This window comes from Oceanobacillus neutriphilus, from assembly GCF_014645515.1.
Taxonomy (GTDB): domain Bacteria; phylum Bacillota; class Bacilli; order Bacillales; family Amphibacillaceae; genus Oceanobacillus; species Oceanobacillus neutriphilus.
Genome location: NZ_BMLW01000003.1, coordinates 65,323 through 88,153 on the forward strand (window position 1 = coordinate 65,323; position 22,831 = coordinate 88,153).

A 22,831-nucleotide genomic window follows, 5' to 3' on the forward strand; every position below is an offset into this window, starting at 1 on the left:
AGGATTAAAAAAATGAAAAGAACTGGTGAAATTGTATTAAGTGTTATTGGAATACTAGGGTATGGACTTCTGGGTGCTTTAGGAGGATTTATGTTATTCCTGCAAAATAATGAGGATATTCTCCAGGAAGCGGCAGAGGAGAATCCGGATGTTAATATGGGTGATTTGAATACCATTATAGAAGGAATGGGTACAGGTGGAACGATGCTTGTCACTATTTCTATTATCGCAATCATTTTGAGTGTGGTGGCTATCTTTTTGGTTAAAGGAAATAAACAGCCTGTGATTGCTGGAGTTATTTTAATCGTTACTTCTGTCTTAGGAGCGATTATTACTTTTGGAGCAGGTGCTATTCCTGGCATCTTTTTACTCATTAGCGGTATTATGTGTCTGGTTCGTAAGGAAAGAGTTGCATCTATACGATAAGGAAAGAAGCTGCTCCCGAATGTATGATATACATTTGAGGGCAGCTTTAGAATCTTGTTATTTCACTGTTGGATACTGAAAAAAGCAGGATGATAAATTAAACGATAACATGAAAAGCATAAAAATTTAAGAGAGTGGATGAGGGATATGGAAACTGCAACAATATTCACTATTGTTCAGTAATATTACAATATCATTGAAACTTTATTTGGGATTAATCGTAAGTAAAGTAAGGAAATATTTATATTTTGTAGAAGGAAGTATACTTATTCTGAAAAAAGGTATGATGAAATTATTCTTATAGTAACCATACCCGTGTTAAATGCAGGGCAGGATTTGCAATAATTAAGGTACAGTTGCATAACTGAGTGTTGCAACATACATAAAAATAAATACAATTTTGATTAGTTTCCTGACTTAACTAACTTAAAACTAATTCATAAAGCAAAAGTATTAGAGGAAGGAGGAATTTAATGGCACGTTGCACCAATTGTAACTACAAATGGAAAACAAAGGATGTCTGGCTTCTTGGATTTACTAAAAAAGGGAAAGTATGTCCAGTTTGTAATACCAGACAATTTTTAGCTTTTAAAGATAGAGGATTCTTATTGGGGTTAGGGTATTTAAGCGGAACAATTGCTATACTTATTATCATTTTTTCCCTTTCCTTCTTAATTTAAGTGATAAAGATGAGACGATAATTTAAGAAGGGGATATAAAATATAAAAAATCTATGAAACCTAATGAAATTGAGAAGAATCTATTTAAGATGAATTGATTGATAATTAATAATATTTACTGTATAAAAGCAGATAACAAAAATACTAGTTTGATTGTGGAGGAAATTATTCAAAAGGAGAGCCTTTTCATTGGATAAAAGAATGTATTCATATTAAGAAATGAATGAGTTTACATAGGAGGTAATAAAATGAGTAAACAATCCGTTAAAATTTTAGGGCTTGAGAAGAAATACGGACAACAAACTGCAGTAAAGCAAATTAATTTTGAAGTGAAGAAAGGAGAATTGTTTGGATTTTTAGGGCCGAATGGAGCTGGGAAAACGACAACGATTAAAATGATGACGGGATTGCTTGAGCCAACAGGTGGCACAGTAGAAATAGATGGTTACGATATTTGGAAGGACCCGCTTGAAGCGAAAAAGAAGATTGCTTATGTTCCAGACCAGCCAAATTTATATCCGAAACTGACAGGGTGGGAATATTTAGAGTTTGTGGCATCTGTATTTCAAATACCATCAGATCATTTTAAGGAACGAGGGAATAAGCTGCTGTCCATATTTGGTCTGACTGATCGGGCTGATGAATTAATTGAAGGCTATTCTCATGGAATGAAGCAGAAGATTGCGATCTGTGGAGCACTCGTGCATGATCCGGATATATTGTTTTTAGATGAACCAACAGTCGGGCTTGATCCAAAAAGTGCACGCAACCTGAAAAATTTACTTAGAGAAGAATGCGATAATGGGATGACAGTGTTTTTAACAACGCATATTCTTGAAATAGCGGAACAGATGTGTGACCGGATCGGGATTATTTCAGACGGCAATATTATCGCTCTGGGAACGATGGATGAATTAAGAGAGAAAGACGGGCGTACAGAAGGAAGTCTGGAAGATATTTTCCTGGAGTTAACAGGAGGCGATGATCAGGAAGCGGTTATTCAGGAGATGGCGAAAGAAGATCAATCAGGTGATTCTTTATGATGAAACATTTGATCAAAAACCAGCAAAGAATATTTGTGAATACACTGAGGTCTCAAGAACTGAAAAACTATTTTGCTTACCTCGTTATTTTTGCCGTCTTAGGTGCTCTGCTCTTTTTATTTTCTCAAACAATATGGAATATTGCCGGTTCAGTGACCGAGCCAGTTTTAGCTGGAATCTTTTCTTACAGCTTGTTAATGATTATTGGGATGGTTATTTTAATCGGGATGCCTCAAGTATTTAAGCAATTGTATTCAGCAACTGATTTAGAGTTTCTGTTTACAATGCCGATTAAAACAAAGCACATCTTTCTGATGAAGTATCTCCAAAGTTTTATTGGTACACCATTATTTGCTTTTTTCTTTTTTTTAATACCATTTGCAGCTTATGGGGTGGCTAGTAATGCCAATATTTTATATTATTTTGTACTCATATTGGTGTTGTTTGCTGCGTCAACTATTGGGCTTTCCATTGCATACCTGCTTAATTTAATTGTTATACAGTTTGTCCCTGCAAGCAGAGCTAATGAATTTATGACTGCGATGAGTTTTCTATCAGGGTTACTTGTCTATTTGCTGTTTATGCTGCCGCAAATATCGAGCGGCCGTTCATTTACAGAGTCACTCATGGCAGGACTTCCGATTTTACCAGATTGGGTGCCGGTCAGCTGGGGGAGTAATGCATTAATTGATGCAACGAATGGATCATTGAGCTTTTTCCTGCCCTTGATTTTATTTCTATTACTCACAATTGTATCGATTTTACTTACGACAACATTAGTTGAAAAAGGGTTCCGTACGGGTTGGATCAGACTAAGTGAGGGAAGCGGGAAAAAGAAAAAGCGTAAACCTAAAAAAGAACGTGCACAGGGTGTATCACATCCGGTTATTGCGATCGGCAAGAAAGAATGGTTTTCCATTAAGCGCGATATGAGGGAATGGATGGCGTTTTTACCGCTTGCCTTTTTAATCGTTTTTCCTGTAATTGGTTTCTTCATGGGTGGTGACGTCCGCTTAAGTGACCTCCATGGATTTAATGATATTTCATGGCCAATTGCTCAAGGCTTCTTCTTATTTATTTATGCATTGTTTAACGGGCAAATCGCTGCTGCGGCTATTTCACGGGAAGGGTTGTCCGCGTGGATCTTACGCACGCTCCCGTTAGCAGGGCGCGATATTGCCTTAGGAAAACTATGGATCAGCTGGTTACTGCCATTTATTATTTTAACAATCTTGGAATGCATTGTAGGAGTATTTCTTGGCTGGACATGGTGGCAGTTTATCTTTGGAATTGTGGTAAAAGCAGGAATTACAATCGGAATCAGCTCCATTGGCATTTGGATTGGAACAATTGGTGCAAAATTTAATCCGAGCAATCCGCAGCAGCGGTTAACCTTTGGAACGTCTATGTTTCTATTATTGTTGGCATATGTGTATTTGGCTGTTTTAAGCATTCCTTACGCATTAATGCTTGTATCCGGTGAGGCAGCTCCACTTGTAGTTGAAATGGGTAATGATAGTTCCGGATTTTTCGGTTTTGTGTTTAACGTATTCGGTGTTTTGCTTACATGGAAAGCAAGTCATCCAATCGTAGTAATCAGTTTGGGTCTACTGCTTATGTTCATATTGTCGTTTGGTATTGCATGGCTGTTCTTGTCCGTAAGTGCAAAGCGGATTAATCGTGGAGTTACGATCGATATAGTGAGCGAAACAAGTGGAAAATCTGTGTTTAAACGGAAATCTGGCGGAAGCCTGTATTAAGCTTTGTTGTGAGGTTAGGAAGCAAATTTTGTCTTAAAGAAAAATTTGTTTTTTGATAACATAGCAACTTTAACAGCTAAATAATTGTAAAGCCGGAGAGTAAACTATATAAGGAGATGCTGTATTGAAGAAGATACAAGGAGGAAAAATAGTTAATAAAAAAAGTTTACAAATTGTAGGTTTCCTGATGACTTTTTTGTTAATAGTTGAGCTATTTGGGGTGAATGATGAGTATCATTTTCATAGCTTACCGTGGGCTGTAATTTTACCAATTGGCATTATTGGTATTGCTATATCAATCTTCAGTAACTTTGTAACAGAAAAAAAGCCGGAAAAATAGTTCATTCTGGCACTTTCCTTTATAGAGTGTAAAATATTTTACACTCTATAAAGGAAAGTAACCATATGTTTGAAAAGGGGGAAAACCATGAATATAATATCAAACCACGATAATGTAAGTGCTTCAAGATTCGAACTATGTTTTTTTTAAGTTTCTTTATAGATTAACCTTTAAAAAAATCAAGGTATTTAGAGAAACTAATAAGAAAAACAGAGAGTGATATAGAAGCAAATAAAAATAAGAAAATTTTTTAATTATATTATCATACCCGCTTGTAAAAAAAGCGTAAGGGAGGTTCTTCGATGACTGTCTGCAGGAATTGTGGAAAAAGATGGGGGTTATTCAAAACATATAAAATAGTATTTGCTAATGATGGAGTAGAATGTCCGAACTGCGGTAAGAAACAATATCTTTCCGGTTCTTCTCTGATAAATTTGTTATTTGGTTCTACAGTTATTATTTTCTTTATTCTAGTGCCATTTTTAGTAAAGCTTAGTAATGAAGAAGAGCAAATATATTAATTACTCCTTTAATTATAGCTTGAGTAAGGTAATTAATAATCCTTCACCAATCAAATAAAATGTGAAGTTGACTTCTCATTTTGTTTTTGATACCATAAAAGAGAAGTTAACTTCACATTTATGAAGGAGTAAAAGACATCAAATGATTGTTATCAACCAGGTACAGATATTTAGAAAGCAGAAAAAAATGACACAGGAAGTATTGGCAAATAGGGTCGGTGTATCCAGAAAGACGATTGTTTCTCTGGAGAAAGGTAACTACACACCATCTTTATTACTGGCGCTGCAAATTGCAGAGGTGTTGGAAACGGATATTCATACGATTTTTTATTTGGAAAAGGAGTGACCCTGCTATGAAGAAAATTATATTTGAGCAAACCGGTAATATTATTCTTATTTTGCTTGCGACTCTGGCAATGATTCAAACCGTTCTCACTGCTACTGTAAGAGAAGACCCAATCTTTTTTTCTTTTGAATTCGGTATTTTTTGGTTTTTATTTTTAGGATGGCTCATTGTTTTTGGTATTGCCCGATTTTGGTATGGAAAGAAAAAGAACAATGAAGGATATAGTACAAAAAAGGGAGAATTCAGTGCACAGGATGAGCGGGAAGAGCTAATCTCGAAAAAAGCAAGTCTAATTACCTTTAAGATGCTGATACCCTTATGGATTATTCTTCTCGCTATAAGTTTTGGATTGAACCTGTTCTTAGGATTGTTCTTTTCGGATATCAAAATCTTTCAAACTATGATTATCGGCATTTTGGGAGGCAGCCTTATTATATGCTATCTTACTTATCTTATAGCCTGGGTAACACTTGATTCAAAGGATTAAAGAGTGTGGTAAAAGGAGAAAAAATTCCAACAATATCTTTTGTAAGGTGGATTTTTTGTTATTCATTAGTAAAAACAATTTCTTTAAATCAAACTAGTAAAAACGCTTGAGCAATTTCCCAAGCGTTTTTAAGTTGTTTAACCCATCAATATTTAATCACTTTAATTACATACTCTCCGGTCCGGTATATTCAGAAAGAGGCCGGAAAATCCGATTGTTTCCTGCCTGCTCCAGAACATGAGCACACCAACCAGCCGCTCTGCTTGCAGTAAATGTAGGAGTATACAGCGTCTCAGGCAGATCTACAGCCTTGAAGGAAGCAGCTGCATAAAATTCTACATTAGTATAAAGTCTGCGTCCTGGTTTATATTCTTCCAGCAGACGAATAGCTGTATCTTCCACATGCCTTGCAAGTTTAAACCAGTCATCATTGGCCGATAAACTTTCCGTAACATCTCTCAATGCTTCAGCTCGGGGATCATTGGTTTTATAAACACGATGACCGAATCCCATCAGTTTTTCCTTGTTATTCAGTTTTCTCCTTAGCCAATCTTCAGTGTCTTCCGCTGTTTCTATTTCGTTTAACATAGATATGACACCAGTTGGCGCACCGCCGTGCAATGGACCTTTCATTGCACCGATAGCCCCTGTAACTGCAGAGAACAAATCAGATTCCGTAGATGCAATCACTCTTGATGTGAACGTGGCAGCATTCATCCCATGTTCTGCTGTAAGGACAAAATAGGCATTCATAACCCTTACATGTGCCTCTTTTGGTTTGTTGCCGGTAAGCATATATAAGTAGTTGGCAACATGATCCAAACGATGATCCGGCAGAATAAATTCTAGCCTGTGTAAAGATCTGTAACGGTAAGCAAGTATCGTTGGTATCACAGCTGTTATATGGATCGCTTCTTCGAATGTTGGCGGCCATTCTGGTTTTGCTTTTAATGAAGATATACACGTTCTTAAAACGGCCATCATTTCCATATTTTCCGGTAATTCATCCATAATACGAACGATGTTAGCTGGTAATTTCCTTGCTTCCTGAAGCTTCCTTTTCAATTTTTCTAATTCAATTTGACCGGGCATTTCACCATACCAAAGTAAATAGACAACTTCTTCAAACATATATTTACGAGCTAATTCATCTGCACGGTAGCCGCGAAAAATCAAGCGGCCATTTTCTCCGTCTACAGAACTCAAATTGGTCTGCGCTGCGATAACGCCTTCAAGACCAGGTCGGAAATCCATAATAAACCCTCCAGTTTTGTGATTGTTTATATTATAAATGATATATATAATAATGAATATTAGTTATTTATTCACTAAATGATTAAAAATCATTATCAATTGAGGTGGTAATAATGAATATTAATTGGTTACGGACTTTTATCATCGCTGCAGAAAATGAAAATTTTAGAAAAACAGCGGAAAAGCTGTACATGGCCCAGCCAACTGTAACAGCGCATATTAAACAGCTTGAAAGGGATATAGGCACACAATTCTTCAGGAGATCTGGACGCAATATCGTTCTCACAGAATCTGGCCGTAGGTTCTTACCCCACGCCCGATCGATATTGTCCTCCTATGATCGCGGGACACATGACTTGTTAGCATGGGAACAGGGCTATAAAAGAAAACTGAATATTGCTGTTTCTCCATTACTGGCTGCCACGATGCTCCCGTATATTATTAGACAATTTATGGAGCGGCATGTAGATGTTGAAGTCATCGTGCAGGTGAAGGATTCCAAAGAAATTAGTGAAATGATTGAAAAAGGTGAAGCTGATCTGGGGCTGCTTCAGATGAAGCCTTTACAAAAGACATTGTACGTGGAAAAAATAAAGGAGGACAAGGTGATATGTGTATGTCCTCATGATGGCGGGGATCTGGAAAGCAGCCCGCCCATCGATATCCATGATCTATTCGAAAATCAGACTCTGTTTACTTATAATCATCCTGAATACTGGGATGATTTATTAAGTGCTATTCATGCAAAGTACTCTAAAGTACGCACTATGGTTGTGACACAGGTTCATATTACGAAAAGATTTATTGAAGAAGGATTGGGATTTTCTTTTCTTCCTGAGATGTCACTGAGACGGGAACTGATGGAGGGGCGTCTGCTGGAAGTAAGAACACCGGATTTAAAGCTTCCTAAGGCATCAACTTATCTCATTACTCGTGAGGATACGGAAGAGAATAGATTATTTCAAGCTTTTCTTAAAGAATATTTCTCTTAATTGCGATTAGCTGAATACGATTTACTGCAAAGAATATCAATCAGTCAGAAAACATTCTTGGAATATAAGAAAAATCAAGAAAAAGTGACTTCCCGGCTTAAATGTGGAAGTCACTTTTTCTGTTTTATCAGGCTTTGCCTCGGAATTATAAATTATTGGGGAAAACCACCATTTGGCGTTTCATCTTCATCAGGCATTTCGCCGTTATTTGGAATCTCGCCGCCATCAGGCATCTCACCATTATTCGGCATTGCACCATCATTTGGCATCATACCGGGAGCGCCTCCCATCATGCCTCTTTGTGTTACTTCTTCACCAGTGTCCGCTATGTTGGTAATTGTATCTGAAAGTGTCAAGGCGCCTAATTCTATGCCATTAACGATACTTCCATTTTCGTAGTAGCCATTTTTCTCGGAATTATCGGCTTCCGTTCCTTGAATAAGCGTATAGGTTTCACCAACTTTTAATTCAGGGGAGGAAATAACCAGATGCTGGAATGCTTTACTTGGCTGATAGGTTGCGATCACATTTCCGCTGCTGTCCTGAAGACTGATAATTGTTCCTGCTTCTTGTGCTTCGGTAAAGTAAATCCCAAAAGAAGCTTGCGAAGAAGACTCTGAAACATTCATTGCCATACCATTACTGCCAGCAGTAATCAATATACCGCCGCTTAACTCAAAAGTGCCATCGTAATCCAACGCGCCATTTCCATTATCCGTTGGTCCATCTACTGTAACGGTTCCTCCTGACATCTGTATATTTCCATTGCTGTCCAACCCGTCTCCCTGTGCATCGACTGCCAAGGTTCCGCCGTTAATGAGAATCATTTTACTTTCATCTGGCTGTTCAGCACCGCCAGGACCACCAAATGAAGCGCTGGCCGATGTTTCTGATTCTTCTGTCGTACCGCTATCGCCGCTGGCATTCAATCCATCATCGCTGGCAGTAATTTGGATATCACCGTCATTGATAGTAATAACACCTGCTTCCAAGCCTTCATAAGAATCAGTCACCGTAAGATTTCCGCCATTGATCGTCAAATTGTTGTCGGCGTGAATCCCGTCATCTTCAGAAGCTAAAAGAAGATCGCCGTTTTCAATCGTAATATCCCCATCACTGTGCAAGCTGTCATCTGCAGTATGGATGTCGTAACTGCCGCTTTGAATCAACAGCTCTGTTCCGGCTTTGATACCTTTGTAGCTTTCTTCGCTGGAAATAGTATTTGTTCCTGTCTGGATGGTTATATCAGCTGCCTGCAGACGGGCCGCCGTTTCAGCCTGAATGCCATCACGTCCGGAAGTGATTGTGAAATTACCGCCGTCGATAGCAATAAATCCCTTCGCTTCGTCATCGCTGTTATTCGCTTGGATCCCGTCTCCTTCTTCTGTAGTCAGCGTATAAATCCCATCTGAAATTTGTACAGAATCTTTTCCTTTTAAGGCATTGTTTTTTGCATTAACTGTATAACTGCCAGAAATTAAAATTAAGTCATCTTTACTGCGAATCCCGTTATTGTAGTTCCCGTTGACAATTAGTTCACCTTCTCCATTAATCACCAAATCCTCTTTACTAAAGAAGGTCGCATCGGGTTCTGTTTCGTCATCAGCAAGCTGATAATCTGTGCCGTCTGTTAAAGTATTCGATGTGCCATCTGCTAAAGTTGTAATAACTTTTTCTGCCTGCTCAATTAAAATGGCAGGTCCTTGAGAATTGGTAATGGTTACGTCTTTCAGTACTAAATGAACCTTTTCTTCCTTGTCTATGTTGACAATAACCTGGCCGTCAGCGAGCTCACCACTTAAAACATACGTACCTGCTTCCGTGATGGTTACAGTTTGCCCGTCAACGGTGACACCTTCTGAAGATGTCATTTCCTCTGACAATTCGATCGTGGCGGAAGAATCATCATAGCTGGTGTCTGTATCTTCCTCTTCGTAGCTTCCAAAGGTATCGCCAGCCGCTGGTTCCTGGCTGGTTGAAACAGCAGTTTCTTGTGATTGGCTGTTATCTCCTGCAGCTGTCGTATTCTGAGAACAGGCACTTAATAGTAGAGCAGTTATAAGAGAAATACAAATTATTTTTTTCATCAGTTTCCACTTCCTTTTTTATAATTCGTCGCGGTTTGCAGCGACTTTTCCTAAAATGATTGGTAAATTGCCATTACGGACACGAATGGCATCAATGAATGCCTTTTCCTGCTGTTGATCTTTTAAATGTACAATGTAACGTATTTCGTATAAGCTGCCCATCGTTGTAGTGCGAACAGAATCTAACTGGTGGTTATAAGCAAATTCGTCAAAAATATTATCGAATAGATTCGGATAATCTAAATCTTCCGGAATCGTAATTCTCAGCTCTCGTTCTGCAGATTTGATATTACCAAATTTAGTGTGATAGATAAGTAATAAAAAGGCAGCGACAATCACGGAGAATACAGCGATATAAGAAACATAGCCCATTCCGGTTGCCAGACCAATACCCATGGCCCAAAAGATACTTGCAATTTCCCGGGCACCTCCAGCAACGGAACGGAAACGAATTAGACTAAATGCTCCCAGTACGGCAATTCCTGTGCCGATATTGCCATTTACCAGCATGATGACGGATTGGACCAGGACAGGGAGTACTGCTAAGGTAATCACGAAACTTTTTGTGTAAACATTACGATACATATGCGTGAAGGCAACTAAAAGGCCTAAAATAATGGAAGCAAGAATACAGATTAGCAGCTCACTTAAGGGAATGGATGTTGCGCCTTCTGTAAATAGACTAGATAACATGGAATAGTTCCTCCTTAAATAAATGACGTTGATAAGTTTGTGCGTATTTTGAAAAACTCCCTTTTTGAATATGATATTTTGTTAATAATTCCACAAACCATAAAGGGTAGGCCCCCATTGCTTTAACCTCCATTAAAACATCCAGCTCTGGAGCAACGAACGCACCCCGTGCTGCATCTAAATTTAATTTTCTATCCTGATAACGAATGTTTTGGTCAAAGGTTACCCGGAAATCCTCTTCGACTTCGGAAAAAAGAGAGAAACGATCGTAGGAAATTAAAACTTTCGGTGACAAATCTGGATGTTTAAAAAACAGCCAGGCAATTTCTTGTCCAATTTGAGATTGATCAATATTTTCTGGTAAAGCCCCTGTATGCTGCCAAAAAAGGTATGCTTCGTAACTGATTGGTAATCGTCTTTTATAGACAATCCCTTTGATTTTCTTTTTAATTTCTAAAAAGATAACACTATCAGGTCTGGGTGTACCGTAACTGCGAATCCGGAATTTTTCCTTATATATGGGCTTATCTATAGAATGTCGAATAAATCGATAATCTGCTGTGTCATAATAGAGGGAACGGATGGTATGCAATCCGTATTGATCTACAGACATATGTGCTTGCAATGCTTCAAAAAAAATAGAGAACTGTGTTTGATTCAATAAATATTTGGTTTCTTTTCGTTGAAAGACTTTTTTCAAGCTCATGTGAATTCCTCCTTGTTTGCTGGTGTGATAAAAGAATAATTCACGAACCTTAAAGTTAGCTTAAGCAGGTAAAAATTTTTTACCATCCCTTGTATTAAGGTTTCTTTAAGTTAAAAATGATATGATACAGCTAAAGAAGGTGAAGATAATGATTAATTTTCTGCTGATAGAAGATGATGTGGTGCTGTCTGATACGATTAAGGAAATTGTATTAGAATTAGGGGAGGTAACCCAAATTTATGATGGCAGTGAAGGGCTCTATGAAGCTGTATCGGGAGTGTATGATTTAGTTATTTTAGATTTGATGCTGCCTGAGATGAATGGCTATAAAGTGCTGGCAGAATTAAGAAAACAAGCACAAACTCCTGTGCTTATATTAACTGCAAAGGATGGCTTAGAGGATAAAATCGAAGGCTTTGAAAAAGGAGCAGATGATTATTTGACTAAACCATTCCATCGGGAAGAGCTTATCATGCGGATTAAAGCCCTGTTAAAACGCTCATTGGGTTTATTCGATGAAAATACTTTAAGCTACAAAAATATCGTGTGTCATTTAGCTGCAAAAGAAGTGTATTTTGGTGAAGAAATTTTACCGATTCAAGGAAGAGAGTTTGATTTACTAACCTATTTCCTCCAAAATCAGGGGATGATTCTTACAAAAGAACAAATTTTTGACCGGATTTGGGGCTTTGATTCAGAGACGACATTAACTGTGGTAGAAGTATATATGAGTAATTTAAGAAAACATCTGAGGCAAACCGGCTTGGATAAAGAATTTCGCACGCTGCGTAACGTAGGCTATATGTTGAAGGGAGCGAACAATGAATAAAAAACTTTCCAGTAAACAGCGAAGTGCATTTTTCTTCATGAATCTGAGTGCTTTTGCTATTATATTTTTTTTCCTTGGAATCATTATTTTGCAATTATTAAGTCAAACGGCGTATCGTGAAACTGATGAAACCTTAGTGGAAATGACCCAAAGATCTGAATTTATCCAACAGGAAATTTTTCGGTATCAGGAAGGTTCGTCGATTTTTCCAACAAATGAACAGCTGAAAGAACCTCCGCGCAGTCCATCCAGTAATCCATTCAACACACAAATTATTTTATGGTCGAAAGAGGGGGAGATTTTAAACAAAGAAGCATTAGGCGGTCGTTTTTCTGAACTGGAGAACCTCCGACTGGAAACGGACAATCTGGAGGAGGTTGAAACCCTTTCTTTACAAAGCGATATTGATAATGAAGAATTAATTTTTCATTCCATTACACAGGCTTACGATGACCACGAGATTGGGTATGTTCAAATCGTTTCAAATGTTAACCAAATCCAGCACTCCTTACAGAATTTCCGTATCATTGTCATAGGTTGTATGATTGTTTTTTGGTTATTATCCATTGGCGTGAGTTATTGGTTATCCACCAATTCTATGAAACCTGTGCTAAACGCATGGCAGAAGCAGCAAGAGTTTGTTGAAAATGCTTCGCATGAATTACGAACACCATTAACCATTATTCAAAATCGTCTGGAAGGACTGTTTCGTAAACCAGATCATACGGTTATTGACGAATCAGAAAATATCGCACAGGCCTTAAACGAGACAAGAAGATTAACTGGTTTAACAACGGATTTGTTAACCATCGCCAGAAGTGATGCCAATCAACTGACTTTGGATAAAACAGCAACAGACACAACTGAATTTTTAACAGAATTAGTCACTCCCTTCAAAGAAATGGCAGAAATTGATGAGAAGACATTGGATTTAATAACGAAAAATACATTAACTGTTCATTTTGACCAAAAGAAAATATATCAAGTATTTGTGATTCTGCTAGATAATGCTTTAAAGTATACCAAGCAGGGAGATAAGATTCAGGTAATTTCTACGAAAGGACATAAAAGCTGGGAAGTCCATGTAACAAATACTGGGCCATCCATTTCAAAAGAAGCGCAGGCGCATATTTTTGACCGTTTTTACAGGGAGGATAAATCCCGTGCGAAAGAAACAGGCGGCTATGGTTTAGGACTTTCAATCGCAAAACAAATTGTCGAAGAGCATGGGGGAGAAATAACTGTTGAGAATCTTTCTCCGCAGGGGATAGATTTTTGTATCAAACTTCCAAGAAACGAGAGATGAGGAAGGATTAGAGAATGATGGTTTGTAAAAAAACATCGCAGGAATCTATTTTTGAGCCAAATAATCGACCGTTTTTTAGTTCCGGCCAAACCAAACCAGTTTATGCAGTTATTAACCGTCATGATCTGGGAGGAAATCTAGAGCTGATGTATAAAAAACTCTTTCCCGCAAAAATGGAGAAAGAGTTTCACTATTTGACAATTAAAAAAATATGTGCTCGACGAAGCATGAAGGATGTATTTGACTTGCTAATAAAAAATCGAAAAACTTGATCATACATATATTGTTTTAAAAAGTTTGAAGAAGTAAAAATACATTGAATGGTATGCTTTTATAAACTAATATTTCTTTTTTAATGAGAAAATAGTACCGCTATAAGTAACAAGCACGATTCCTAGAAGGCAAGCTAAAGCAAAAGTATACTGTTCCCCGTTTAAACCGTAAAAAACATTTGTAAGAAAAATGATATTATATCCAAGCAGGAAGGAAACAAATCCAAACATTCCGGCCTGCCCCAGTATTTTATCACCTCTTTCATCATTCCCTTCCTTTTTCATAAATCCGATTACAAAAATGAAAGCAATAATTCCCAGAAATGAAACAATAAAACCAATTAAATTTAGCATAATGAGTACCTCCTAATTTGTAAATTTATATTCAAAAACTTCGTAAATCTCTTTTTCAAAAGCAAAAGCGATTTCATATGCCAATATTAAAGAGGGATTATAACGATTTGCCTCTATAGACGCAATAGTTTGTCTCGTAACACCGACTTGATTTGCCAAATCCTTTTGCGACCATTTCTTTTCAGCTCTGAGAATAGGAATTTTATTATACAGTTCACCATTTTTGTTCATTTCATTAGTTCACCAGCCTTCTCGAGTTGCAATATATTTCTAACTAAATGACGTATATTTTTAACTTACTGTAATATATTTTTAACATTTTGTCAAGGTGACAAGGAATACAAAAGTAAATTATATATTAAATGGCCAAAATTCTGAATTTAAATGTATACATATGTTTACATTTAAGCTAAAATAATAATTAGGAGGTGTTTCCAATCACTGCTGATTATCGGAAACGAATGTTTCGAGGCGCTAAAATTGAGGACTGTATTGAAGATTTTATCCAAATGGAGTTCTCCACGAGGGAACAGATGCAAGATACAGACACCGAATTCCGGTTGATAGCTAAAGGGATGAATAGCGCTTATCGCTATGTAGTTAATAGAATGGTCAGAGATTTTGAATATAAAAAGGAGGAATTAAAATTGAGGACAAAATTTGAAGAGTTAGAGAAGGTTTTTCGGAGGTTAGCAGAAAGTAATCTGGAGCAAAGTAAGAATGATTTGTACGATACTGTTCAGGAAAGCTATTACAAGGATGATATTCCTGAAGATGCAATGGAGGAATTGAAAAATATAGAGCCTGATTTTCAAAAAGGAATGTTTGAAGGAATGGGTTTTGCTTATGAACAAGTGGCGAACTATATTTCGATTATGCTTGATACTTCGGATAAATTAAGTGAAAAACATATTAACCATGTATTACAGCATATTCATAAGAACAGCTTGATTAAAGAAGAAATAGAGGAGTCTGCAGTGACTTACCAAGAGGGACTGACAAATGGAATCAAGGCAGGGTTTAATATGGCTGATTTAGAGATAAAAGGAAAATTTCAAATACCAAACTAAATACCATGGGCGAGGGGGGTTCCAATGGTAGAATTTGTTCAAGCGAATCAAGCACTGTTAATCATCATTTATTGTTGTGTACTCATGTACATTAATATTTCGTATTTGTTTGAGTATAAACAAAACAGAGAAGATCTCCAAGGTATGTCTTCAGAAGATGTATTGATAAGGATAGAGAGCATGACCGTGATTCTGTTCGTTCTGGTTTTTGCATTTTTTAGAAGCTGGCTTATTTATTTAATAGCTTTTAATCTAACTGGTAACCTAATCATCATTTTTCTTTTAGGTATATTTATCATTATGGATACCTATCACGCTATTTTTAACTCTACTCCAGAACAACTGGCAAAAACAAATATAATCTGGTTTCGGAGTACAGTTGATGCTTTGTTCATTACGGTATTTATGCTTTATTATGTGATGTATTTGGTTTGATTTTTTTAACATAGAATAGTTCAGTATGCTGAAGGGAATAATGCAATAAATGTAAAAATATGGATATAATTGTAGTATAAAACGTGAATTTTGGTATAATAGTATGGAAGTGAAAACCATGATTCAACAGAAATTAAAACAAGCATTTGAAGAAAATAATGGTATCTTGACTGCAAAAATGGCAAAAGAATATGGTATTAATGGCTCTACTCTCAGGAAAGTGATTGAGCGAAAAGATATCCAAAAACATGGCAGAGGCGTTTATTTATTGGACGATGTTTATTTTGATGACTTGTATATTCTTCAATTAAAATATCCTAAAGGTGTTTTTTCGCACTGCTGCATTGGTTAAGTACAAATTATCCCTTCGTATATCATGTTTCATTTCCAAGAGGGTATCATTTAATCAATTCTAAAGAACAAAATATAAAGGCTTATTATGTTTCTGAAAATGAATTGAATGATGAAGATATTGAAGTAATAGATAGCTGGGATTCCAATCCTTTGAGAGTAACAAATTTAGAAAAAACAGTAGTAGATATGTTGAGATATAAAAAAGCTTCTCCCGGTATTGTGAATGAAATGTTAGGTGATTATTTCAGAAAGTCGAATAAGCAGCAAGAAATATGGTCAAATTTTGAAGATAGTAAACCCTATGCTAAAGGGATAAGTTTTGATGAAATAATGAATCAGATTGACTTGTTTTCCCAAAAATTAACCGAAAGAGCAAAAAATGATCAATAACCTTAGAAAATATAACAGATAACTAAAAGAGCCTTCCTGTATACAGAATGGCTCTTTTAATAAAATAAAGAAAGTGTATTTTATAACTTCTTATTGTCTGTTATAAGCAATTTGAATTCAATCTTACAATCCAACAAGAACTTAATTCCTACACCTTCCGATACCGCCGCATTCCCACAATATTCAACGTAACAAAAACAACAATAAATAAAACTAAAATAGATAAAGGAGCCATTATCTCTCCAAGTGTAAATCCCTTTAAGACCACATCAATCATGGTATTCCCTGCATAATATAATGGCATAATCGGCGCAATCCATTGCAGCCATGTTTCCATTGTATCTACATTCAGCATGCCAGAGAAAAAGATCTGCGGAATAATCACAAGGGGAATGAATTGAATCATTTGGAATTCGCTGCTGACAAATGTAGATAACAGAAGGCCAAGTCCCAGGGCAACGAAGCTTAATAGAATATTAATAATAAACATATTGGTGATGGAACCGGCAATTTCCATATCTAAAATGTACACGGAGTACAAGATAATAATAGCTGTCTGCAAAATAGCAAAAATCCCATATCCGAATAGATAACCAAATACTATCTCAGACTTTTTAATCGGTGTGGACAGCAACTTCTCCAATGTGCCGCTGCTTCTTTCCTTCAGCATGGACATGCCGGCAATTAAGAAAACAAAAAAGAATACAAAGAAGCTGACTAAAATTGGATTTAAAATTTCAAAAAAGGTATAGCTTTCATCGCCATAAATATATTCTACGGTAATTGGATCTTCATCCATATCAATTTCTGAATCTATTTCAGTATCAACATCCGTGTCTACATCCAGGTCTGTATTTATATCCAGGTTCTGAGCTGCTTCAGGTGGAAGCTGATCCATCATTTCATTGATATTTTCCATCATTTCTTCTAAACCTGCTGACATGTCTTCCATATTATTTATCATGTCATCAATATTATCGGAAAGGTCATTTAAATTCGTTTCCATAATTGCCTGTGAGCTTCCCTGGATAGCGGGACCTTCATCCATCGGGTTATCATTGAGGATGGTTAATGTCCATTCTCCGTCCTTTTCCTCTAAAACACCGGTGGCATTTCCTTCTTCCAGATAAGACTTTATATCAATCTCTTTTTCTTGTTTCACAATCATATCATTGTCTTCTAAAATATCGATCACATCATCACGGACATTGACAGCAGCAATAGTTACCTCGTCATCCGGGTCAGGAAAAATATAATTCAGCAATGTGATTACAAAAATAGGAGCCAGAAATAACAGTGCAAGGGTACGCTTATCACGGAGGACCTGTTTGCAAATCCGTTTAATTAACTGCAGCATTCTCATATTCCTGCTCCTCCAATTTCAAAAAGACTTGATCAATATCACTGACACCAAAGTTTTCCAGTATTTCCTGCGGGGTGCCGCTTGCTGCAATCCCTTTATTTTTCATTAATAAAAGCTGATCGCACTTCATGGCCTCATCCATAATGTGCGTGGTGATTAACAGGGTGCTGTCTTTTTTTAATTCATGCAGCTGATCCCAGATGCTTAATTTGAGAACAGGGTCAATTCCGACTGTCGGCTCATCTAAAATTAAATACTTAGGCTGATTTATTAGGGCAATCGCCAGAGATAAGCGGCGTTTCATCCCGCCGGAATAATGCTGGACCAATTTCTTTTTATCCTGCTCAAGCTGGACCAGATCTAAGATAGATTGAACAGTCTGTTTCGAGATTTTATTACCGTACATATGAGCGAAAAACTGAATATTTTCGAGTCCGGTCAAATCATGGTACAACGAATCACTTTGCGCCATATAACCGATTTTATTTAAGAGCTTACGGTTTGGTACAGTGACATTATCTATCTCGATCGTTCCGTTATCGTATTTTTCCATTCCCATCAGGCATTTAATTAATGTTGTTTTACCAGTACCTGATGGACCAATCAAACCGGTTATTTGATTCGTGCTGATATCTACGGACACATCCTGTAAGATTGTTTGTTTTCCAAAACTTTTGGATATATTGGATAATTTAATCATTGTTACTGTCTCCTTTCTAAATCATATAGTGAGTAATCACTCACTATATTAACAGATAAAATAAAATGTGGCAATTTTTCTTAAGAAAACTAGAAATAAATAATTGATAATGCATAATTGGTTACAAAATAAAACTGAAAAAGATAGAAAGTGAAATTGCCGCTATCTATAAAATAAAAAGCAGGAAACTAATCAAGCAGCTGTTTTAGTCTCCTGCTGATATTGGTTATATTATTTATTTTCATGCGGAAAGTCTGTTACTTATTGGCCATTGCGTCCTTCGGGAAAAACCACAGGATAACAAAGGTAAGGGTACCAATTAAGAATAAGCCGAAGAAAACTGTATGGAACGCATAGGCCAATCCATCCTGCATCAAAGCCAGTGTATCCGATGAAAGGGTATCTCTCATTCCTTCATTTAAGACTGCATCTGTATTTGGCATATCATCTATTGTCTGCTGCTGATAATATTGCTGAAGGCGCAGATTCAGGATACCACCGAGCAGCGCAGTTCCGATTGCACTGCCGATAATGCGCATAAACATGTTTAAGGATGTAGCTGATCCTCTTGCTTTCCAGGATACACTATTTTGAATCGCAACGATAAACGTTGTTGAAGTAAGTCCCATACCTATTCCAACGATAAAAGAGCTGAAACCGGCGTAAATGGCTCCTTTTTCTGCATCAAGCAGGAAAAAGAGAAATGTACCGGCAAATAATGCAACCCCTCCAAGAAAAGCCGTTTTTCGAAAGCCGATCCGTAATACCAGATGTCCGGCGATAGTTGAGGAGATTGGCCAGCCGATGGATAAGGTGCTTAAGGTAAAGCCCGCCACAATAGCTGATTCACCCATGACTCCCTGTACGTAAGTAGGGAGGAAGCTGCTTAATCCTAAAATAATCATTCCTGAGAATAGGGTGGCAATATTGGCAATGACCATTAATTTATTTTTCCATAAGGATAAAGGCATCATTGGTGCGGGACATCTTTTCTCCTGCCAAATAAATAAGGAAATACAAATTAGAAAAATGCCGAGCAGTCCAAGTGTTTCTATTGAAGTCCAGGCCCAATTAGTTCCTGCCTGTACAAAGACGATAATCAACGAAGATATTGCAATAAAAAAGAAGCTTGTCCCAAGATAATCGATGGTTTTCCTCTCTTTATCCACTTTTTCATGGAAGAACAGAACAACTCCAGCCAATCCGATAATACCAATCGGAATATTAATCCAGAATATCCAGGCCCAATCAACATATTGAACAATCATACCGCCTAAAAGCGGCCCGGCAACGGAAGATATACCCCAGACACTTGCTAAATAACCTTGTACTTTGGCGCGTTCCTCTAAACTATACATATCACCGACAATCGTGGTTACCATGGGATGAATGGCACCGGCTCCAAGTCCCTGGATAAGCCTGAACACGACAAGAGCAGTCATGGTTTCCGCTAATCCACATAATAAGGAACCAATCAAAAATATAATGACGCCTATGACAAAGATGGGTTTGCGGCCAAATAAGTCAGCCAGTTTTCCATATATCACGGTAGTGACTGCCTGCATTAATAGAAAACTGGAAAAGACCCAGCTATATAAAGTAAATCCACCCAGATCAGATACAATGTTTGGCATTGCAGTAGCGATGATGGTTCCTTCAATTGCTGCCATAAACATCGATAATATCAGGGCAATAAGTACGACAGGCCGTTTTGTTTGTTTATGTATCATCGGTTTTTCCTTCCTTCACTCCAGTCATTTTATGCTTTAATTTTTTATCTGTTCTCCTGATTTCAGATGATTGTTCCTTACTATCAGGAAGTATTATTCCATCAATCTGATTAGCTATATTGTAGCAGAAGCATTCTTTTTTTGTAAGAAATGGAATCTCAATTTAATAGTCGATGGCCCAAAATGCGGCAGCACAGAGATTATGTCTCTTCCCGGTTCCAAGTGCTACAATGAAATAAATATTTCTTATTTTAAAATAGGGAGGAGAATAACTAATTGAGATTGCCAGAAGTGAAATTAAGAGAGTTAATGCTGGAAGACGCAGAAGATCGCTATAAGTGGTGTCTGGATAAAGAGGTAACAAAATATTTAAATGTTCCAGATACATATCCGCCGTTTACTATGGAAGAAACGAAAAATTGGATTCAAAAATGTATGGATAAATCAAACGGGTATGAACAAAAAGCTGTTCTTACTGGAGATGGAAAGCATATTGGCTGGATCGATTTAAAAAATATAGATACGTTCAATCAACAGGCTGAACTGGGAATTACGATTGGGAATAGAGATTTTTGGGGGAAAGGGTATGGAATGGCAGCAATGGAGAGAATGCTGCAATGGGGTTTCCGGGAATTATATCTTCATAAAGTTTGGTTACGGGTGGATATAGATAACCAAAGAGCAATTAAATCTTATAAGCGATCTGGTTTTGTAGAAGAAGGCATCTTAAGAGAAGACCGTAAAAGAAGTGACGGGTTTGTTGACCGGTTAAGAATGAGTATCCTCCAGGCGGAATTTTTAACAGAGGAGTAAGAGAGAGTACTTAAACAGACATAATTTTTGCTTCTTGGAAATCTGAGCACTTCTCTTTTATGATTGTGATGGTAGACAAGGAACTATCCTCCGCTGTGATTTTAAAGTAATACCGTAAAAGGGCTATTGGAGCCCTTTTATTATTCATGCCAATTCAATCTTATAAATTCCACGATCAGTAGTAATAATAAACTTTCTCCCGTTAAATTCGTACAGGGAATTATCCTCCAAAGGGATTTCATAATTAGATAACGGGAGCGGCTCATTACTCATTGTAGACAATGCTTCAATTTGGCCATCTCCGTTTAAAAGTAAACTATGCCTCGGTACATAGTCGTCGATTCTACGTGTTTTCTGATCATAGGATACGCTTTGTAGATTCATTACTGTCTGATCGATATCATTTATTTCGTGTTTTGTAATTTTAATCATTCTTCCGCTCCATTGTTGAATAAGCGCATTAAATTCCTCAATTGATAAAAAACCCTGCTTCATAAAAATCCCTCCTGCATATAATTTTTCCTGAATTCAGCAGAAATATACAGGGAAGAACGTAATAATAAAGAAGAAGCGATTCTGCCATTGACAGGAATCGCTTCATTGTATGAATTATTTTTCGTGTGCCCGTTTATCAGCAGCACGGCTTCTCGCTTGTGCTTCTTTATCATTTGCATCAGCAAGCTCATCAGAGAATTCGACGTCGATGCCATCTGTTTTCTGATTTTTGGGGGTTTGTGCCAAATAATTATTTTTTCTCTTCTTATGTTCATCTCTACCCATTTGACTCACTCCTTTTTTCTTGCATTTAACAGGCTAATCTTTTGATCTTTGGAGCATATGGACTAAACTCAACCACAGGATTGGGATGGTCATATCGATCACAAAAATCAAAAGAAGCCTGTACTTATACATCTGTATTTTTAACAGCTTTGCTATACTTATTCATTTTTAGTTGCTCTTTTTTGCAGATAAATGTCCGTAAAACTCTGGATGAATTAAAGTTTTTTATAGACGGAGAGTTTGCATCATATACAATGAAAACCATGTGAAACGAAGGGCCATTTCTATATGTTAAATAATCTAAAACATAATTTTATGACCTGCATGAGACGGTACAGTAACAATGCAGATCTGGAATCGTCATTTCACCAAGCAGATATTTATACATGGCGAATGTTTAGTAATACTAAAAGAAAGGAAAAGAAATAAAAAAGAGACAGCGAGGTGAGATATTCATGAGTAAGGGAGATAAGTGTTCTTCAAAGAGCGGGAAGCCGAATCGGAATGAAGAAAGAAGGACAGAGCTGGATGAGCATGGGGTACAGAAATTTGTAGATGATATACCGATGGAAGATTTAAAGATAGAAGCACAGGATGAGAAAAAGAAGACAAAATCGAAGGATGATTCACAAAGTGAAAGGAAATACAGGCAGAATAGGAAGGAAGATAAGGAAAGTGAAAGGCCCTGAGCACAATAGCTGAGGGTCTTCTTCACGATTTTGATGAAAAAATGATTAACCTGAGAACGATCAAAGAGTGCACATCAGCTTTTTACATTTTTAGATTATTTACTAACATAAATTAATCAGCATTTTTATAGTAAATAGCTGAAATCGTAAAATTAAAATCTGAAAATATATTCTTTTATGCTATTTTATGTGGTAAACTAAAATCCATTCTAGGTAAATAAGCAGTTTCCGTATAAACAGATAATACTTTTAATTATTGATGTAAAAGAATAATAAATTTTGTATAATTATTCATACGAGTGAATGATTATCGGTTGGTTGGAATCATACAACATTTTATGATAGATTGCGATAATTGTTGTTTTTAGCAGTTATTGAAGCTTGAAAAATACATTTATTCAAGCATGGACA

At 36.9% G+C, this 22,831-nt stretch carries 29 protein-coding genes; 18 read left to right on the forward strand and 11 right to left on the reverse strand.

Annotated elements, in window-relative coordinates:
* Nucleotides 1–12: 12 nt before the first annotated feature.
* The 8 genes from IEX29_RS05830 to IEX29_RS05865 all read left to right on the forward strand — a co-directional run bounded on the left by IEX29_RS05830 (nucleotide 13) and on the right by IEX29_RS05865 (nucleotide 5,603).
* Entirely contained in the window at nucleotides 13–426 is a 414-nt protein-coding gene (locus IEX29_RS05830; RefSeq protein WP_188733528.1) for a DUF4064 domain-containing protein, read from the forward strand.
* 473 nt (nucleotides 427–899) lie between these two features.
* Nucleotides 900–1,106: a hypothetical protein gene (locus tag IEX29_RS05835; RefSeq protein WP_229720115.1), complete on the forward strand. Its 207-nt coding sequence runs from the start codon at nucleotides 900–902 to the stop codon at nucleotides 1,104–1,106.
* 248 nt (nucleotides 1,107–1,354) lie between these two features.
* Entirely contained in the window at nucleotides 1,355–2,149 is a 795-nt protein-coding gene (locus tag IEX29_RS05840; RefSeq protein WP_188733529.1) for an ABC transporter ATP-binding protein, read from the forward strand.
* Nucleotides 2,146–3,909 carry a putative ABC transporter permease subunit gene (locus IEX29_RS05845; RefSeq protein WP_188733530.1) on the forward strand — a complete coding sequence of 588 codons (1,764 nt, stop codon included), beginning with the start codon at nucleotides 2,146–2,148 and terminating at the stop codon, nucleotides 3,907–3,909. The genes IEX29_RS05840 and IEX29_RS05845 overlap by 4 nt, the downstream gene beginning before the upstream one ends.
* A 124-nt stretch (nucleotides 3,910–4,033) precedes the next feature.
* A complete protein-coding gene (locus IEX29_RS05850) occupies nucleotides 4,034–4,249 on the forward strand; it encodes a hypothetical protein (RefSeq protein ID WP_188733531.1) in 216 nt (71 codons plus the stop codon).
* Nucleotides 4,250–4,551: 302 nt separating this feature from the next.
* The gene (locus tag IEX29_RS05855) at nucleotides 4,552–4,770 is read left to right on the forward strand and encodes a hypothetical protein (RefSeq protein ID WP_188733532.1); all 219 of its coding nucleotides are present in this window, start codon (nucleotides 4,552–4,554) and stop codon (nucleotides 4,768–4,770) included.
* A 142-nt stretch (nucleotides 4,771–4,912) separates the two neighbouring features.
* A complete protein-coding gene (locus tag IEX29_RS05860) occupies nucleotides 4,913–5,116 on the forward strand; it encodes a helix-turn-helix transcriptional regulator (RefSeq protein ID WP_188733533.1) in 204 nt (67 codons plus the stop codon).
* Between the two features lie 7 nt (nucleotides 5,117–5,123).
* Nucleotides 5,124–5,603, forward strand: a complete 480-nt coding sequence (locus IEX29_RS05865) for a DUF2178 domain-containing protein (protein WP_188733534.1) — start codon at nucleotides 5,124–5,126, stop codon at nucleotides 5,601–5,603.
* Between the two features lie 165 nt (nucleotides 5,604–5,768).
* Here IEX29_RS05865 and IEX29_RS05870 read toward each other — a convergent pair whose 3' ends face one another.
* Nucleotides 5,769–6,857 carry a citrate synthase/methylcitrate synthase gene (locus IEX29_RS05870; RefSeq protein ID WP_188733535.1) on the reverse strand — a complete coding sequence of 363 codons (1,089 nt, stop codon included), beginning with the start codon at nucleotides 6,855–6,857 and terminating at the stop codon, nucleotides 5,769–5,771.
* Between the two features lie 113 nt (nucleotides 6,858–6,970).
* On the opposite strand from IEX29_RS05870, the gene IEX29_RS05875 reads away from it, so the two are divergent.
* On the forward strand, nucleotides 6,971–7,849 hold the full coding sequence (locus tag IEX29_RS05875) for a LysR family transcriptional regulator (RefSeq protein WP_188733536.1): 879 nt from the start codon (nucleotides 6,971–6,973) through the stop codon (nucleotides 7,847–7,849).
* Nucleotides 7,850–8,001: 152 nt separating this feature from the next.
* On the opposite strand, the gene IEX29_RS05880 is transcribed toward IEX29_RS05875, so the two are convergent.
* Genes IEX29_RS05880 through IEX29_RS05890 form a run of 3 tightly spaced genes read right to left on the reverse strand, consistent with a single transcriptional unit; the run spans nucleotide 8,002 to nucleotide 11,335 of the window.
* The gene (locus tag IEX29_RS05880; protein ID WP_188733537.1) at nucleotides 8,002–9,936 is read right to left on the reverse strand and encodes a carbohydrate-binding domain-containing protein; all 1,935 of its coding nucleotides are present in this window, start codon (nucleotides 9,934–9,936) and stop codon (nucleotides 8,002–8,004) included.
* A gap of 18 nt (nucleotides 9,937–9,954) precedes the next feature.
* A complete protein-coding gene (locus tag IEX29_RS05885) occupies nucleotides 9,955–10,629 on the reverse strand; it encodes a DUF4956 domain-containing protein (RefSeq protein WP_188733538.1) in 675 nt (224 codons plus the stop codon).
* Nucleotides 10,619–11,335, reverse strand: coding sequence for a polyphosphate polymerase domain-containing protein (locus IEX29_RS05890; RefSeq protein WP_188733539.1), 717 nt, complete (start codon nucleotides 11,333–11,335; stop codon nucleotides 10,619–10,621). Before IEX29_RS05890 ends, IEX29_RS05885 begins: the two co-directional genes overlap by 11 nt.
* A gap of 148 nt (nucleotides 11,336–11,483) precedes the next feature.
* Here IEX29_RS05890 and IEX29_RS05895 point away from each other — a divergent pair, with 148 nt between their 5' ends.
* Genes IEX29_RS05895 through IEX29_RS05905 form a run of 3 tightly spaced genes read left to right on the forward strand, consistent with a single transcriptional unit; the run spans nucleotide 11,484 to nucleotide 13,742 of the window.
* Nucleotides 11,484–12,164 carry a response regulator transcription factor gene (locus tag IEX29_RS05895; RefSeq protein WP_188733540.1) on the forward strand — a complete coding sequence of 227 codons (681 nt, stop codon included), beginning with the start codon at nucleotides 11,484–11,486 and terminating at the stop codon, nucleotides 12,162–12,164.
* The gene (locus tag IEX29_RS05900) at nucleotides 12,157–13,470 is read left to right on the forward strand and encodes a sensor histidine kinase (protein WP_188733541.1); all 1,314 of its coding nucleotides are present in this window, start codon (nucleotides 12,157–12,159) and stop codon (nucleotides 13,468–13,470) included. The genes IEX29_RS05895 and IEX29_RS05900 overlap by 8 nt, the downstream gene beginning before the upstream one ends.
* 14 nt (nucleotides 13,471–13,484) lie before the next feature.
* Entirely contained in the window at nucleotides 13,485–13,742 is a 258-nt protein-coding gene (locus tag IEX29_RS05905; RefSeq protein ID WP_188733542.1) for a hypothetical protein, read from the forward strand.
* A 66-nt stretch (nucleotides 13,743–13,808) separates the two neighbouring features.
* On the opposite strand, the gene IEX29_RS05910 is transcribed toward IEX29_RS05905, so the two are convergent.
* Both IEX29_RS05910 and IEX29_RS05915 read right to left on the reverse strand, forming a co-directional pair.
* Nucleotides 13,809–14,096 (reverse strand): DUF2178 domain-containing protein, encoded by a 288-nt coding sequence (locus IEX29_RS05910; RefSeq protein ID WP_188733543.1) that lies wholly within the window; start codon nucleotides 14,094–14,096, stop codon nucleotides 13,809–13,811.
* 12 nt (nucleotides 14,097–14,108) lie between these two features.
* On the reverse strand, nucleotides 14,109–14,327 hold the full coding sequence (locus tag IEX29_RS05915; RefSeq protein ID WP_188733544.1) for a helix-turn-helix transcriptional regulator: 219 nt from the start codon (nucleotides 14,325–14,327) through the stop codon (nucleotides 14,109–14,111).
* Between the two features lie 416 nt (nucleotides 14,328–14,743).
* On the opposite strand from IEX29_RS05915, the gene IEX29_RS05920 reads away from it, so the two are divergent.
* The 4 genes from IEX29_RS05920 to IEX29_RS05935 all read left to right on the forward strand — a co-directional run bounded on the left by IEX29_RS05920 (nucleotide 14,744) and on the right by IEX29_RS05935 (nucleotide 16,345).
* Nucleotides 14,744–15,166, forward strand: a complete 423-nt coding sequence (locus IEX29_RS05920; protein ID WP_204799025.1) for a hypothetical protein — start codon at nucleotides 14,744–14,746, stop codon at nucleotides 15,164–15,166.
* 24 nt (nucleotides 15,167–15,190) lie between these two features.
* Nucleotides 15,191–15,601: a hypothetical protein gene (locus IEX29_RS05925; RefSeq protein ID WP_188733546.1), complete on the forward strand. Its 411-nt coding sequence runs from the start codon at nucleotides 15,191–15,193 to the stop codon at nucleotides 15,599–15,601.
* 118 nt (nucleotides 15,602–15,719) lie between these two features.
* Nucleotides 15,720–15,953, forward strand: coding sequence for a type IV toxin-antitoxin system AbiEi family antitoxin domain-containing protein (locus IEX29_RS05930; protein ID WP_188733547.1), 234 nt, complete (start codon nucleotides 15,720–15,722; stop codon nucleotides 15,951–15,953).
* A 104-nt stretch (nucleotides 15,954–16,057) separates the two neighbouring features.
* A complete protein-coding gene (locus tag IEX29_RS05935; RefSeq protein WP_188733548.1) occupies nucleotides 16,058–16,345 on the forward strand; it encodes a hypothetical protein in 288 nt (95 codons plus the stop codon).
* A 148-nt stretch (nucleotides 16,346–16,493) separates the two neighbouring features.
* Here IEX29_RS05935 and IEX29_RS05940 read toward each other — a convergent pair whose 3' ends face one another.
* From IEX29_RS05940 to IEX29_RS05950, 3 genes are all read right to left on the reverse strand, one after another.
* Entirely contained in the window at nucleotides 16,494–17,708 is a 1,215-nt protein-coding gene (locus tag IEX29_RS05940) for an ABC transporter permease (protein WP_188733549.1), read from the reverse strand.
* Nucleotides 17,686–18,408, reverse strand: a complete 723-nt coding sequence (locus IEX29_RS05945) for an ABC transporter ATP-binding protein (protein WP_188733550.1) — start codon at nucleotides 18,406–18,408, stop codon at nucleotides 17,686–17,688. Before IEX29_RS05945 ends, IEX29_RS05940 begins: the two co-directional genes overlap by 23 nt.
* Nucleotides 18,409–18,665: 257 nt before the next feature.
* Nucleotides 18,666–20,138 (reverse strand): MDR family MFS transporter, encoded by a 1,473-nt coding sequence (locus IEX29_RS05950; RefSeq protein WP_188733551.1) that lies wholly within the window; start codon nucleotides 20,136–20,138, stop codon nucleotides 18,666–18,668.
* A gap of 276 nt (nucleotides 20,139–20,414) precedes the next feature.
* Here IEX29_RS05950 and IEX29_RS05955 point away from each other — a divergent pair, with 276 nt between their 5' ends.
* Nucleotides 20,415–20,951 carry a GNAT family N-acetyltransferase gene (locus tag IEX29_RS05955; protein WP_188733552.1) on the forward strand — a complete coding sequence of 179 codons (537 nt, stop codon included), beginning with the start codon at nucleotides 20,415–20,417 and terminating at the stop codon, nucleotides 20,949–20,951.
* Nucleotides 20,952–21,095: 144 nt separating this feature from the next.
* On the opposite strand, the gene ymzB is transcribed toward IEX29_RS05955, so the two are convergent.
* Both ymzB and IEX29_RS05965 read right to left on the reverse strand, forming a co-directional pair.
* Nucleotides 21,096–21,446, reverse strand: a complete 351-nt coding sequence (gene ymzB / locus IEX29_RS05960) for a protein YmzB (protein WP_188733553.1) — start codon at nucleotides 21,444–21,446, stop codon at nucleotides 21,096–21,098.
* Between the two features lie 114 nt (nucleotides 21,447–21,560).
* Nucleotides 21,561–21,731 (reverse strand): YfhD family protein, encoded by a 171-nt coding sequence (locus IEX29_RS05965; RefSeq protein WP_188733554.1) that lies wholly within the window; start codon nucleotides 21,729–21,731, stop codon nucleotides 21,561–21,563.
* 455 nt (nucleotides 21,732–22,186) lie between these two features.
* Between IEX29_RS05965 and IEX29_RS05970 the strand changes: the two genes are divergently transcribed.
* Entirely contained in the window at nucleotides 22,187–22,420 is a 234-nt protein-coding gene (locus IEX29_RS05970; protein ID WP_188733555.1) for a YczO family protein, read from the forward strand.
* Nucleotides 22,421–22,831: the final 411 nt, after the last annotated feature.